Below are 13625 nucleotides of genomic sequence, written 5' to 3'. Positions count from 1 at the left end.
GCCGGTGGGACCACTGCCATGAAGCCGCTTCAGGCCTCGTCCGGCGACTTGAACGCCGATCGCCGCGCCGATTATGCCGAAATGCTCCATGCATCCGGCGACCACGCGGCCGCGGCTGAACTGCTGCTTGGCGCCATGGAACTGGTGCCGCAATGGGCAATGGGCTGGTTTCGTCTCGGCGAGTTTCAAGAGGCCGGTGGAGCGCTCGATCTTGCGGCGCAGGCCTGGGCAATGTCTCTGAAACTCGATCCGACGGATCGCCAGGGCGCCGCGCTCAAGCTGCAACTGATCGGCAGGGAGCCGCTGGCAGGGTCGCCACCCAGCGCCTTTGTCGAAACGCTGTTCGATCATTATGCCGAAACCTTCGACGATGCCCTGGTCGAGAAGCTTGGCTACCGGGTGCCCGAATTTCTCGAGGCGGCCATTCGGGCTGCCAGGCCGGGCCGGTTCGGGCTGGTGCTCGATCTCGGCTGCGGTACCGGACTGATGGGTGAAAGGCTGCGGCCTATCGCCGAACGGCTCGAAGGGGTCGACATCTCCGCCAAAATGCTCGGAAAGGCGCGGGCAAGGAACATCTACGATGTCCTCGCTAAGGCCAACTTGCAGGATTTTGTCCATGTGGGCGACAAGGCGCACCTCGTCACCGCTGCCGACGTCTTTATCTACGTAGGCGCGCTCGACGGCGTGGTGAGGAACGTCGCGGCGATGCTCGCCGAAGAAGGATTGTTTGCGTTCTCGGTCGAGAAGCTCGGTGACGGGGAAGGGGATGGTGATTTCGCGCTCCGTCCTTCGCGCCGCTATGCGCATTCGCAAGCCTATGTACGCAGCGTACTGGCCGACAAAGGCTTCTCGATCCTATCACTGGAAACCAAGGTCATCCGTCAGGATCGTCGCCAGGCGGTCGATGGATTGGTGGTCGTCGCGGCCCGGTCATCCTCTCCCCCGAAGGCTGATGTGTGAACAGCTTTTTTCGATCCGCATCGAACGACCATTGCAGCGGTGGTGAAAAAGCCCGATTCTTGAACTTCGACTGACATCCACGAACACGCGATATGGAGCGCCCCATGCGTTGGAACATGATGGTCTTGGCATCCTGCCTGGTGGCAACGGGTTGCATGGAGAATTCGCTGGCGGAGAGGCAGGATGCGAATATCCAGTCCTCGCTTCAATACGATACGGTCCCTTGCGATCAGCTGCTGGCTCAACGCAACGGCCTGGCGCAGCAATATCACCTGTCACCGCAGACCGCGAAGCCGACCTTCACCAACCCTGCGATGGGCTTTGGCCCGTTCATGATGGACACACGTTCGAAGCCCCAACGCGACGCTGAGGCGGCCAGCGGCAAGATCGACGCCATGAACCGTTCGATCACCCGACGTGAATGCGGCAAGCCCGCCGACAAGCAGAAAAAGTTCACTTTGCCCGGCTAAGTCGCGAAACCGTCATCCTCAACGAGTTATCGGAGCCACCAAGTCCACTCGCCTTGGGTCACATCGCATGAATCTCTCGGACCTCGGTGACCGCATATGCATCCTGGGGCCATCGAACAGCGGCAAGTCGACCCTTGCCGACGCGATCGCGCGCAAGCGCGATCTGAAGGTTGTTCATCTCGATCAACTCCATCATCTTCCCAATACAGATTGGGAAGCGCGTCCAACGGACGAATTCATCGCTTTGCATGATGCTGCGATCGCCAACCCGCGTTGGGTCATGGATGGAAACTACTCGGTTTGCATGCCGCAACGCTTTCGGCGGGCGACCGGACTGATCCTCCTGGACATCTCCACGGCGGCAAGCCTGTTGCGTTATTTTCGACGAACGCTGTTCGAGAATGAGAGACGCGGCGGTCTGGAGGGCGGTCGCGACAGCATCAAATGGGATATGATCCATCATATCGCCGCGATCCAGCCGCGAAACCGCGAGCGATACCGGGCGATGTTCCGGCAGCTCGATCTGCCAAAGCTGCAGCTATCTTCCGCGCCGGCAATCAAGAGATGCTTCGCGGCATGGGACCTGGCCAGATGAGAGCTGCGCCTCCGGGTCAATATCCCGCGTCGCGATCCACCAGGTTTTGCAAGGTCTCGCCCCGTTCGAAGGCGTCCATCTGGCGCAGCATGGTCGGTACCAGATGAGCGGGGTCGGAGGTCGCCGCCGCGTGTGGCGTGACGAACACCTTCGGGTGGCCCCATATCGGGCTGGTCTTGGGCAACGGCTCGACCTCGAACACATCGAGGCTCGCCTCCTTCAACGTGCCGTCATCCAGTGCCCGCACGATGTCGGCGTCCTTCTGCAGGCGGCCGCGCCCGGCATTGATCAGCACCGAACCGCCGAGGCCGTTGCGTTTCCTGAGTTCCTTCAGCAGTCCGTAGTTGATCAGGCCTTGCGTATCGGGCGTCAGGGGCAGCAGCACGACCAGAATGTCGGTGGCGTTGAGAAACGGCTTCAATCCGGCCTCGCCCGCAAAGGTCGAAACACCGGCCATCGGCCTGTCACCGCGCGCCCAGCCATTGACCTTGAAGCCGAGCGACAGCAGCGCTGAAGCCGCCGCGCGCCCAAGCGTGCCGAAGCCCATGATGCCCACCGAAATGTCGCCGGCGGGCGGCTGGGTCGGGTCGTGCCATGCCTTCTTCTTCTGCTGTGAACGATAGAGCAGGCCCTGGCGGTGATGATCGAGCACCCGCCACACGACATATTCGGTCATGTATTGGGTCAGATTGTCGGCGACGACCTTGACGATCGGCACATTCGGCAGGCCTGGATCGGCGAAGATATGGTCCACGCCGGCGCCGATCGAGAAGATGGCGCGCAGGTTGGGCAGCGACGACAGCAGGTTCGGCCGCTGCTTCCATACCACCGCATAGGTGATCGATGGGTCCTTGGCGCCGTCCGGTTCCACCACCACATCGCGCTCGGCCGACAGCAATTCGTGCCAGCGTTGCGGGTGAAAGCCTGTCACGGCAAGCAGGATACGGCCTTTTTCCATTGCGGTCTTCTGTTCCGTTAGATGCAAATCACTGGCTGACGATGCCGACCGGGGCGGTCTCGATCTTGAAGGCGGCGGAGATCAGCGCCCGAGTATAGTCGGTCTGCGGCCGTTCGAAAATTTGTTCGGATGGGCCAGCTTCCACCACCAATCCATTGCGCATGACGATGACCTCGTTGGCAAGCGCCCGGATGACCTTCAGATCGTGGCTGATGAACAGATAGGCGAGGTCGTGCTTTGCCTGCAGGTTGCGCAGGAGATCGACCACCTGCGCCTGCACGCTCATGTCGAGCGCGGAGGTCGGCTCGTCCAGCATGACGAAGCGTGGATTGAGCACCATGGCGCGCGCTATGGCGACACGCTGGCGCTGGCCGCCGGAGAATTCGTGCGGGTAGCGATTGCGCGTCTCCGGATCGAGCCCGACCTCCTTCAGCACGGCGACGACCTTGTCGTCGCGCTGATCGGGGGACAGCTTCGGCTCGTGGATCTTCAGCCCTTCCTCGATGATCTCGGCGATCGACATGCGCGGGCTGAGCGAGCCGAACGGGTCCTGGAAGACGATCTGCAGTTCGCGCCGCAGCGGCCGCATGGCGTTGAAGGAGAGCTGGTTGATGTCGCGCCCGTTGAACTGGATCACGCCGGTCGAGGAGATCATCCTGGCCAGCGCCAGGCCGAGCGTCGTCTTGCCGGAACCGGATTCGCCGACCACGCCGAGCGTCTGGCCGGCCCGCACGGTGATGTCGATGCCGTCCACCGCCTTCACATTGTCCACGGTGCGCCGGAAGAACCCCTTCTTGATCGGAAACCAGACCTTTATGTCATGGCCCGTCATCACCGGCTTGGCGGCATTGTTGGCGGCGGGCGGCTTGCCCTTCGGTTCGGCGGCCAGCAGGTGGCGCGTGTAGGGATGCCGCGGATTGGCGAAGATTTCCTTCGTCGGCCCGGTCTCGACGATCTTGCCCTTGGTCATCACGCAGACACGGTCGGCGATCTTGCGCACGATGCCGAGATCATGGGTGATGAACAGCATCGACATGTTCTTGCGGGTCTTCAGTCCGGCGAGCAGCTCCAGGATCTGCGCCTGCACGGTGACGTCGAGCGCCGTCGTCGGCTCGTCCGCGATCAGGAGTTCCGGTTCGTTGGCCAGCGCCATGGCGATCATGACGCGCTGTCGCTGACCGCCGGAGAGCTGGTGCGGATAGGCGTCGAGGCGTTTTTCCGGCTCGCGGATACCCACTTCCTTGAGCAAGGCCAGCGTGCGTGCCTTGGCCGGGCGGTCGGCCATGCCTTGGTGCAGCTTCAGGATTTCGATAATCTGGTGCTCGATCGTGTGCAGCGGATTGAGCGAGGTCATCGGCTCTTGGAAGATCATGGTGATCTTGTTGCCGCGCACTTGCCGCAACTGTTTCTCGTTCATGGCCAAGAGGTCGGCGCCCTGGAACAGGATCTGTCCAGACGGGTGGCTGGCGGTCGGATAGGGCAGCAGTTTCAGCACCGACAGCGCCGAGACCGACTTGCCGGATCCGGATTCTCCGACAAGTGCCACCGTCTCGCCCTTGGCGATGTCGAAGGAGACATGGTCGACGGCCATCGACTGCTTGCCGCCTTGCGAGAAGGCGACGCTGAGATCGCGAACGGAGAGGAGGGAGTTTTCGCTCATCTGAATGTCTTGCGCGGATCGAACGCATCGCGGGTCGCCTCACCGACGAAGACCAGCAGCGACAGCATCAGCGAAATGACGACGAAGCCGGAAATGCCGAGCCACGGCGCGTTGAGGTTGCGCTGCGCCTGCTTCAGCAATTCACCAAGCGAGGCCGAGCCCGGCGGCAGGCCGAAGCCGAGATAGTCGAGCGACGTCAGCGTCGAGATCGAGCCCGAGAGCAGGAAGGGCAGGAAGGTCAGCGCCGCCACCATGGCGTTGGGCAGAAGATGCCGGAACATGATGGTGCGGTTGGAGACGCCGAGCGCCCGTGCCGCGTTGACATATTCGAAGTTGCGGGCGCGCAGGAATTCGGCGCGCACGACGCCGACCAGCGCCACCCAGGAGAACAGCAGCATCAGCCCGAGCAGGATGAAGAAGCCGGGCGGCAGGATGGCGGCCACGATCAGCAGCAAATAGAGGACTGGAATGGCCGACCAGATCTCGATGAATCGCTGGAATAGAAGGTCGGTCCAGCCGCCGAAATAACCTTGCGTGGCGCCGGCCGCCACGCCGATCAGCGCCGAGCCCGTGGTCAGGATCAGGCCGAACAGCACCGAGACCCTGAAGCCGTAGATAACGCGCGCCAGCACGTCGCGGGCCTGGTCGTCGGTGCCCAGCCAGTTCCAGTTGCCGACGATGCAATTGGGGTCGGCAGCGCCCTGCGGATACTGCTTGCAGCGTGTCGCGGCATCGTAGCGCCATGAAGGCTTGGCCGGCGCGGCCTCGGGAATGGCGTTGTTGACGGTCTGGTAGGAGTAACGGACAGGCGGCCAGAGCGTCCAGCCATGGGCGTTGATCTCCTCCTGGATGACCGGATCGCGATAGTCGGTGACGGCGTAGAAGCCGCCGAATTTCTCCTCGGGATAGGCGACCAGCACCGGGAACAGGATCTCGCCCTTGTAGGAGGCGATGAGCGGCTTGTCGTTGGCGATGAACTCGGCGAACAGCGACAGCACGAACAGGATCAGGAATATCCACAGCGACCAGTAACCACGCCGGTTGGCCTTGAAGTTCTGCCAGCGGCGCTGGTTGAGCGGTGAGAACCGGGGCCGGGCTGTCCGGCCAGGCGTCGTCTCGGCGGCGATCTCGACCCCGGACATCAGACGTCTCTCCGCTCGAAATCGATGCGCGGATCGACCCATGTATACATCAGGTCCGACAGTAGCCCGACAAACAGTCCGAGCAGTGAGAAGATGTAGAGGTTGGCGAACACCACCGGATAATCACGCTCGACCACCGACTTGAACCCTAGCAGGCCGAGGCCGTCGAGCGAAAAGATGTTCTCGATCAGCAGAGAGCCGGTGAAGAAGGCCGAGATGAAGGCGCCAGGAAAGCCGGCGATGACGATCAGCATGGCGTTGCGGAAGACATGGCCGTAGAGCACCTGCCGTTCCGACAGCCCCTTGGCGCGCGCGGTGACGACATATTGCTTGCGGATTTCCTCGAGGAAGGAGTTCTTGGTCAGAAGCGTCGTGGTGGCGAAGGCCGACAGCACCAGCGCCGTGAGCGGCAAGGTCATGTGCCAGAAATAGTCGACGATCTTGGCCGGCCAGGACAATTGATCCCAATTGTCGGAGACGATCCCGCGCAATGGGAACCAGTCCCAGAACGAGCCGCCGGCAAACAGGATCATCAGCAGGATGGCGAACAGGAAGCCGGGAATGGCGTAGCCCACGATGACGACGCCGCTGGTCCAGACATCGAACGCCGAACCATCCTTCACCGCCTTGCGGATGCCGAGCGGGATCGAAATCAGATAGGACAGCAGCGTGATCCACAGCCCGATCGAAATCGAAACGGGCATCTTCTCGAGGATCAGGTCGAGCACCGAGATATCGCGAAAGTAGCTGTTGCCGAAATCGAAACGCGAATAGTTCCACAGCATCATGCCGAAGCGTTCGAGCGGCGGCTTGTCGAAGCCGAACTGTTTCTCGAGCTTCTTGATGAATTCCGGGTCGAGTCCCTGTGCGCCCCGGTATTTCGAACCGACGTCGCCGGCAACGTCGAAGTTGCTGCCGCCCGTATCGCCACCGCCGCCGCCAAGGCGGTCGCTGCCGCCCTGGTTCGTCAGCTTGGCGATGACCTGCTCGACCGGGCCGCCTGGCGCGAACTGGATGACGGCGAAGGATATAGCCATGATGCCGAACAGTGTCGGGATCATCAGCAGGATGCGGCGCAGTATATAGGCGCCCATCAGCTCGTCGGTCCTGCGTGCGCGAGAATGTCAGGCTTTGCCAATTTTTGCCGCCTTGCCCTTGTCGAACCACCACAGCGTCTCGACCGGAAAGCCGAAATCGGGCTTCTGTTCAGGAAAACCGAACATGTCCCAATAGGCGCTTCGGTGATTCGCTAGGAACCAACTTGGAATCCAATCGAGCCGCGCGCGCAAGACCCGGTCGAGCGCCCGCATCGCAACGGTCAGGCTTTCGCGATCCTTGGCGGCGCCGACAGCATCGACCAGCGAATCGACCGCCGGATCTGACGTGCCCGGCAGGTTGCGCGAATAGGAGGCATTGGCCGTGCTCGAATGGAAAATGATTTCGAGATCGTCGAGGGTCGGCGTCGCACTGAAGTTGAAGGCAGCCGAGATCAGGTCGAAATCGAACGTCGCCTGCCGCAGCTGATATTGTGCCGAATCCACCAAGCGGATCGTGGCGTCGATGCCGACGGCCTTCATATTGGCGATCCAGGGCGAATAGATCTGAACGAAGATGTCGTCGTCGACCAGGAATTCGGCCGACAGCTTCTCGCCCTTGCCGTTGACGACGAAGTCCCCGGACCGTTTCCAGCCAGCCGCGGCGAGAAGTTTTGCTGCCTGGCCGAGCAGCTTGCGGTCGCGGCCGGACCCATCGGATGCGGGCTGGGTCACGGCCTCGCCGAAGACCTCTGCTGGAACCTTGCTGCGCAATGGCTCCAGCAGCGCCAGTTCCGCCGGCGAGGGCGGTCCTTCGGCGCGAAAATCCGATTTCTCGAAGCACGATTGCGAACGCTCGTACGATCCGTAGAAGAAGTTACGGCGTGTCCACTCGAAATCGAAGCAGAGCGCGATCGCTTGCCGCACCCTTGCGTCGCGAAAGTGCTCACGACGCTGGTTGACGGCGGTTGCCTGCATCGTGGGGAATTTTTCGCTCGGAAACTCGTTCTTGACCACCTTGCCGGAGGTGAAGGCCGGAAAATCATAACCGGTGGCCCAGACGCGTGAGACGGATTCCTCGCGATAGAGGATCTCGCCTTTCTTGAAGGCTTCGAAGCCGGCCGTTCGGTTCTGATAGAACTCGATACGGATGATTTCGAAATTGTTCTGGCCGCGATTGACCGGAAGGTCGCGGCCCCAATAGTCCGCGACGCGCTCATATTCGATCCATGTTCCCGCCGACAGTCGTCCGACCTTGTAAGCGCCAGACCCCAGTGGCGCATTCAATTGCGAGGAGTCGAAAGGGTTCGCCGTATAGAAAGTCTTCGACAGAATAGGAAACTGGACGACATTAAGTACAGTACGGGCGGACTGCCCGCCGGAAAAGGTGAGCCGCAGCGTGTGCGCATCGACCGCCACGACATCGGTCAGAAACTTCAGTGCCTGCGTGATTTTCGGATGGCCCTTGTCCTTGTAGAGCTTGTAGGTGAAGGCGGCATCCTCGGCCGTCAGCGGGGTGCCATCATGGAAGCGCGCCTCCGGCCTCAGCGAAAACTCGTAACTGTTGCGGTCGGCCGAAAGGATCACACCGTCGGCAAGCTGGCCGTACACGGCGTCGGGTTCGTCCTGCGCCCGCGCCATCAGCGTGTCGAAACACATCTCCATGCGCGGCGGCGCATCGCCCTTCGATGTGAAGGAATTCAGCGTGTTGAACGTTTCCGTATTCTGATTGTAGTCCCAGTTCGGTGGCGAGAAGTTGAAGACACCGCCGCTCGGCGCATCGACGTTGACATAGTCGAAATGGGCGAAGTCCTGCTTGTATTTGAGATCGCCGAAGGCGGACAGTCCGTGCAGCTTCACGCCGGTCGCGACGTCCGCGAAGGCCCGGCCCGGCAGAAGCGCGGCTGCGGCCGCCGCCGCGCTCAAGGTCAGGAAGTCGCGGCGGGCCAGAACCGCCATCAATTGACGCCCTTGTACTTGGCTGCCAGTGCTTTTTCCTTGTCCGGGTCGATCCACCAGGAATCGAGGTCGACGCCGAGATAGCTTGGCTGCTTGTCGGGGAAGCTGAACTTGTTCCAATAGGCCAGCCAGACCGCCGATCGGTAATATTGCGGCACGACGTAGAAATTCCACAACAGCACCCGGTCAAGTGCGTGGGTGGTGGCTACGAGGTCCTCGCGATCGGTGGCGAAGATGATGCGGTCGACCAGCGCATCGACGATCGGGTTCTTTATGCCCATCAGATTGCGCGAGCCTGGCGTATCAGCGGCTTTTGAGCTCCAGAAGTCGCGCTGCTCGTTGCCGGGCGATTCCGACTGGCCGAACAGCCCCGTGACCACATCGAAATCGAAATTGGTGACGCGGTTGACATACTGGGTCTGGTCGATGATGCGTAAGGTGGCGTCGACCCCGATCTTGCGCAGGTTGGCGATGTAGGGGCTGGCGATCACCTGGTCGGTGTCGTTCCAGCCAAGGATCTCGAACTTGAACGGCTCGCCGGTCTTGGCGCTGACCATCTTGCCGCCCTTGATCACCCATCCAGCTTGGGCAAAGAGGTCGACCGCCTGTTTCAGGTATTTCCGCTCGGCCTGTGGTGAATCGTAGACCGGCAGCTTGAACTCCTGCGTGAACAGTTCCGGCGGCAGCTTGTCGCGATACTGTTGCAGGATTTCCAGTTCCTTGCCCTGCGGCAATCCGCTGGAGGCCAGTTCCGTGCCTTGGAAATAGCTGGATGTACGGGTGTTGTAGCCGAAGAACAGCGTTCGGTTCATAGTCTCGAAGTCGAACGGATAGGTCAGCGCCTCGCGCACCAGACGGTCCTGGAACAATGGCCGCCTCTGGTTGAGGACGAAACCCTGCATCGGCTGTGGCGACTGTGTCTGGAAATCCTTCTTGATCACATCCCCGGCCTTGACCGCCGGGAAGTCATAAGCCGTTGCCCATTTGCGCGAACTGTATTCCCGGTTGACGTCTTCGAGCCCCCCCTTGGTGAAGGCGAGCCACGCGGCATTGTCGTCGAGGATGTAAGTGTAGCGCCGTGTATCGAAATTCTCGCGGCCCACCTTCACAGGCAGCTTCGCGCCCCAATAATCGGGGACACGCTGCCAGACGATTTCCGAGCCTGGCTTGAAGCTGGCGATCTTGTAGGCGGCCGAACCCAGCGGAGGCTCCAGGGTCGATTTAGTGACGTCGCGCTTTTTGCCATTGGCATCGGTGCCTTCCCACCAATGTTTGGGCAGCACGGCGAGGTCGCCGAGTATCTTCGGCAGTTCCCGGTTGCCCTTCTGGCTGAAATGGAACTCCACCTCACGGTCGGACACGGCCACCGCATCGGTGACATTCTCGAAATAGCGGCTGTACAACGGGCTGTTGGCCTTCAGCACCTGGAACGACCAGATCACGTCATCTACGGTGATCGGCTGACCATCATGCCATTTCGCGCGCGGATCAAGCCGGTAAGTGGCCGACGAGTAGTCAGGCGGGTATTTGTAGGCGTCGGCGATCAGCGGGTGGCTGGTGCTGCCTTCGTCGGTCGCCTGCTCCATCAGCGTATCGTAGAGAAGGCCCCCGCCGAAGCCGGAAAAGCCGGCGGCAGGCGAACCCTGGACGATATACGGGTTGAAGCTGTCATAAGTGCCAAGCAGCACCGAATTTAACGTGCCGCCCTTGGGCGCATCCGGATTGACGTAATCGTAGTGCTGGAAGTTGTCACCATATTTGGACTCGCCGATCAGCGAGGAGGTGGTGCGCCATTCGTCCGAAAAGGCCGTCTGCAGATTTGCAGCGAGAGCTGCGGCGACGAGCACCGATCTGAGAAGCGTCCGGCCAGCCGTCATGCGTTTTCCTCTTTGCGATGCCCTGTCAGCGGACAATCTAGATGATTTGACGCCCATGAAAACCGGCGTGACCCGGCTTTGTCGCCGCACTTGGAATTTTCCCAATAAAAAAGCCGGGCTGAACCCGGCTTTTTCAAGGATATGTCCATTACAATCTGGTTATTGGGCCGCCGGAGCTGGTGCGGCAGGGGCCGCCGGCGCTGCTGGGGCCGGCGCCGCCGGAGCGGCACCCGCCGCGGGCGTGGCCGGCGCTGCTGCGTCCGCCGGCTTGGCGGGAGCGCTTGCGTCGGCCGCTGTGCCGGGTGTCGGCAGCGGCTTCGGATTGTCCGAAAGCGTGCGCAGATAGGCGATGACGTTGGCGCGATCCTCATCCTTCGGCAGGCCGGCGAAGCCCATGGCCGTGCCCTTCACGAATTTCTTCGGCGAGGTGATGAAGTGGTTGATGTTGTCGTAGGTCCACTTTTCGGCGCCGCCTTTGGAGAATTCCTTCATGCCGGCCGAATAGGCGAAGCCTTCGTGCTCGGCCACGGGACGGTCGACGAGGTCCCACAGGTCGGGGCCAACCTTGTTCGGGCCGCCCTTCTCGCCGGAATGGCAAGCCTGGCACTTCTTGAAGACGGCAGCGCCCGCTTCGACATTGGCGGTAGCCAGGAGATCGGCGATCGGCTTGGCCTCGGCGGCCGGTGCGGCCGCGCCGGCTTCCGCGGGCTCGGCGACCTCGATCGCGAAGCCCGGCTTTTCCGGGGCGGGAGAGGCAAACAGCGCGTCGGACACCAGGCCAACCGAGAAGACGACGAAACAAGTTCCGAGCAGTCCGCCGATCAGCTTGTTGATTTCGAAAGAGTCCATACGCCCCAGGCTCCCTTTTCCGGCGGACTGATCCGTCCACTCCGTCCGTCGGTATCGTGACCCACCCTGCCGGGGCGGTCAAATCGGGCGGAAACTAGGTCTTTTGCTCCGGCGTTGCAACACCTATAAGGGCGCTTCCAGTGAGACCTTTTGCCACTTTTCCCCTCCTCTTTTCAAACGCCTGCTGTCCTCATGTCCACGCTCATCCTGATCCCGGCCCGCATGGCCTCAACCCGCCTTCCGGGCAAGCCGCTGGCCGACATCAGCGGAGCCCCGATGATCGTTCATGTTGCCCGCCGCGCAGCCGAGGCCGATCTGGGCCGAGTCGTGGTCGCGACCGACACGCAAAGCGTGGCTGAAGCGGTTCGCGCGCACGGCTTCGAAGCGGTCATGACGCGCATGGATCACGAATCGGGTTCCGACCGTATCTTCGAGGCGCTGACCGCGCTCGACCCCGGCGGCAAGGTGGAAACCATCGTCAATGTTCAGGGCGATCTTCCGACAATCGATCCCAGTGACATCAGCGCCGCGCTCAAGCCTTTCGAGGACGCGGCGGTGGATATCGCCACGCTCTGCGTCGAGATTGTCCGCGATGCGGAAAAGACCAATCCCAATGTCGTCAAGCTGGTCGGTTCGCCACTGTCGCCGGCACGGCTCAGGGCTCTGTACTTCACCCGTGCCACCGCACCGTGGGGTGAGGGACCGCTCTACCATCATATCGGCCTCTATGCGTATCGCCGTTCGGCGCTTGAGCGTTTCGTGGCGCTGAAACCGTCGCCGCTGGAACGCCGCGAGAAGCTGGAGCAACTGCGGGCGTTGGAGGCCGGCATGCGCATCGACGCCGAGATCGTCCATTCCGTGCCGCTCGGGGTCGACACGCCGGAAGACCTGGAACGCGCCAGGACGATCCTCGCGGCCTAAGAAAACCATCCTTCAATCCGAGATCTGGCCATGCCTGAAAAAACCAACAGAATATCCTTCCAGGGCGAGCCGGGCGCCAATTCCGACACCGCCAGCCGCAATGTCTATCCCTCGATGGAGCCGTTGCCGTGCCCCACCTTCGAGGATGCGTTCAACGCGGTCGAGACCGGCAAGGCCGATCTTGCCATGATCCCGATCGAGAACACCATCGCCGGGCGTGTCGCCGACATCCACCATCTGTTGCCGGAATCGAAACTTCACATCGTCGGCGAGTATTTCCTGCCGATTCATTTCCAGCTGATGGTGCTGCCGGGCGTCAAACGCGACGAGATCAAGACCGTCCACAGCCATATCCATGCGCTCGGCCAATGCCGGAAATACATTCGCAAGAACGGCTGGAAGGCGGTCGTCGCGGGCGACACCGCAGGGGCGGCCAAAATGGTCTCCGAGGTCAAGGACCGCACCATGGCAGCCCTGTCGCCGGCGCTGGCCGCGACGCTCTACGGGCTCGATATCCTCGAGGAGAATGTCGAGGATACCGATTCCAACGTCACGCGCTTCGTCGTGCTGACCAAGAACAAGCACTGGGCCGAACGTCCGTCGCCCGACGTCAAGATGATGACGACCTTCATCTTCCGTGTCCGCAACGTGCCGGCCGCGCTGTACAAGGCGATGGGCGGCTTCGCCACCAACGGCATCAACATGACCAAGCTGGAGAGCTATCAACTGGGTGCCTTCACGGCGACGCTGTTCTACGCCGACATCGAAGGCCATCCCGATGACCCTCTGGTAAAGCTGGCGCTGGAGGAGCTTCGGTTCTTCTCACGCGAAGTGCGGATCCTCGGCGTCTATCCGGCGAGCGAATCGCGAGAACAGTGGAAGGTGGCTGATTAGACAACCGAGCCCAGCGGCACGTAGTCGATTTCGAGAAATTGCGCGACCTCCGGGATCCAGCGGTCGCGCACGAAAGCGACATGGTCCGGGTGCTCATTGTATCTCGTATAGGCGGCATGGTCGGCGAACTCCATCGAGAAGCCGAAGTGATAGTCGTTCTTGGGGCTGATCTGCCGCAGTTGCTCGAAATGCGTGACGCCCTTTATCGCTGTGAGGATTCGCTTGGCATCGGTGAGGAAACGCCTTTCCTCGAGCGAATGCGTTGGGTGCTTCAGCGTGAAGACGACGGTGTGACGGATCATTTGC

At 61.5% G+C, this 13625-nt stretch carries 13 protein-coding genes; 5 read left to right on the top strand and 8 right to left on the bottom strand.

Annotated features, from left to right (window positions below; all coding sequences use genetic code 11):
- Window positions 1-18 precede the first annotated feature (18 nt).
- The 3 genes from ACO07C_RS13405 to ACO07C_RS13395 all read left to right on the top strand — a co-directional run bounded on the left by ACO07C_RS13405 (window position 19) and on the right by ACO07C_RS13395 (window position 2025).
- On the top strand, window positions 19-960 hold the full coding sequence (locus ACO07C_RS13405; protein ID WP_421914638.1) for a methyltransferase domain-containing protein: 942 nt from the start codon (window positions 19-21) through the stop codon (window positions 958-960).
- A gap of 104 nt (window positions 961-1064) precedes the next feature.
- On the top strand, window positions 1065-1430 hold the full coding sequence (locus tag ACO07C_RS13400) for a hypothetical protein (RefSeq protein WP_421914637.1): 366 nt from the start codon (window positions 1065-1067) through the stop codon (window positions 1428-1430).
- A 67-nt stretch (window positions 1431-1497) separates the two neighbouring features.
- Entirely contained in the window at window positions 1498-2025 is a 528-nt protein-coding gene (locus ACO07C_RS13395) for an AAA family ATPase (RefSeq protein ID WP_421914636.1), read from the top strand.
- Between the two features lie 16 nt (window positions 2026-2041).
- Here ACO07C_RS13395 and ACO07C_RS13390 read toward each other — a convergent pair whose 3' ends face one another.
- The 7 genes from ACO07C_RS13390 to ACO07C_RS13360 all read right to left on the bottom strand — a co-directional run bounded on the left by ACO07C_RS13390 (window position 2042) and on the right by ACO07C_RS13360 (window position 11504).
- Entirely contained in the window at window positions 2042-2983 is a 942-nt protein-coding gene (locus ACO07C_RS13390; RefSeq protein ID WP_421914635.1) for a 2-hydroxyacid dehydrogenase, read from the bottom strand.
- A gap of 28 nt (window positions 2984-3011) precedes the next feature.
- Window positions 3012-4643 (bottom strand): ABC transporter ATP-binding protein, encoded by a 1632-nt coding sequence (locus ACO07C_RS13385; RefSeq protein ID WP_421914634.1) that lies wholly within the window; start codon window positions 4641-4643, stop codon window positions 3012-3014.
- Window positions 4640-5785 carry an ABC transporter permease gene (locus tag ACO07C_RS13380; protein ID WP_421914633.1) on the bottom strand — a complete coding sequence of 382 codons (1146 nt, stop codon included), beginning with the start codon at window positions 5783-5785 and terminating at the stop codon, window positions 4640-4642. Before ACO07C_RS13380 ends, ACO07C_RS13385 begins: the two co-directional genes overlap by 4 nt.
- A complete protein-coding gene (locus ACO07C_RS13375) occupies window positions 5785-6879 on the bottom strand; it encodes a microcin C ABC transporter permease YejB (protein WP_421914632.1) in 1095 nt (364 codons plus the stop codon). Before ACO07C_RS13375 ends, ACO07C_RS13380 begins: the two co-directional genes overlap by 1 nt.
- Before the next feature lie 30 nt (window positions 6880-6909).
- Window positions 6910-8778 carry an extracellular solute-binding protein gene (locus ACO07C_RS13370; RefSeq protein WP_421914631.1) on the bottom strand — a complete coding sequence of 623 codons (1869 nt, stop codon included), beginning with the start codon at window positions 8776-8778 and terminating at the stop codon, window positions 6910-6912.
- Window positions 8778-10655 (bottom strand): extracellular solute-binding protein, encoded by a 1878-nt coding sequence (locus ACO07C_RS13365; RefSeq protein ID WP_421914630.1) that lies wholly within the window; start codon window positions 10653-10655, stop codon window positions 8778-8780. The genes ACO07C_RS13370 and ACO07C_RS13365 overlap by 1 nt, the downstream gene beginning before the upstream one ends.
- A gap of 159 nt (window positions 10656-10814) precedes the next feature.
- Window positions 10815-11504, bottom strand: coding sequence for a c-type cytochrome (locus tag ACO07C_RS13360; protein ID WP_421914629.1), 690 nt, complete (start codon window positions 11502-11504; stop codon window positions 10815-10817).
- A 192-nt stretch (window positions 11505-11696) separates the two neighbouring features.
- Here ACO07C_RS13360 and ACO07C_RS13355 point away from each other — a divergent pair, with 192 nt between their 5' ends.
- Together ACO07C_RS13355 and ACO07C_RS13350 are read left to right on the top strand one after the other, a co-directional pair.
- Window positions 11697-12425: a 3-deoxy-manno-octulosonate cytidylyltransferase gene (locus tag ACO07C_RS13355; RefSeq protein WP_421914628.1), complete on the top strand. Its 729-nt coding sequence runs from the start codon at window positions 11697-11699 to the stop codon at window positions 12423-12425.
- A 30-nt stretch (window positions 12426-12455) separates the two neighbouring features.
- Entirely contained in the window at window positions 12456-13319 is an 864-nt protein-coding gene (locus tag ACO07C_RS13350) for a prephenate dehydratase (protein ID WP_421914627.1), read from the top strand.
- Here ACO07C_RS13350 and ACO07C_RS13345 read toward each other — a convergent pair.
- The gene (locus ACO07C_RS13345) at window positions 13316-13621 is read right to left on the bottom strand and encodes a Dabb family protein (RefSeq protein ID WP_421914626.1); all 306 of its coding nucleotides are present in this window, start codon (window positions 13619-13621) and stop codon (window positions 13316-13318) included. The genes ACO07C_RS13350 and ACO07C_RS13345 overlap by 4 nt on opposite strands.
- Window positions 13622-13625: the final 4 nt, after the last annotated feature.

This window comes from Mesorhizobium sp., assembly GCF_965229135.1.
In the GTDB taxonomy this organism is placed as follows: Bacteria; Pseudomonadota; Alphaproteobacteria; order Rhizobiales; family Rhizobiaceae; genus Mesorhizobium.
Note: the sequence above shows the minus strand (reverse complement) of the source record. Positions and strands in the feature narration are given on the sequence as shown.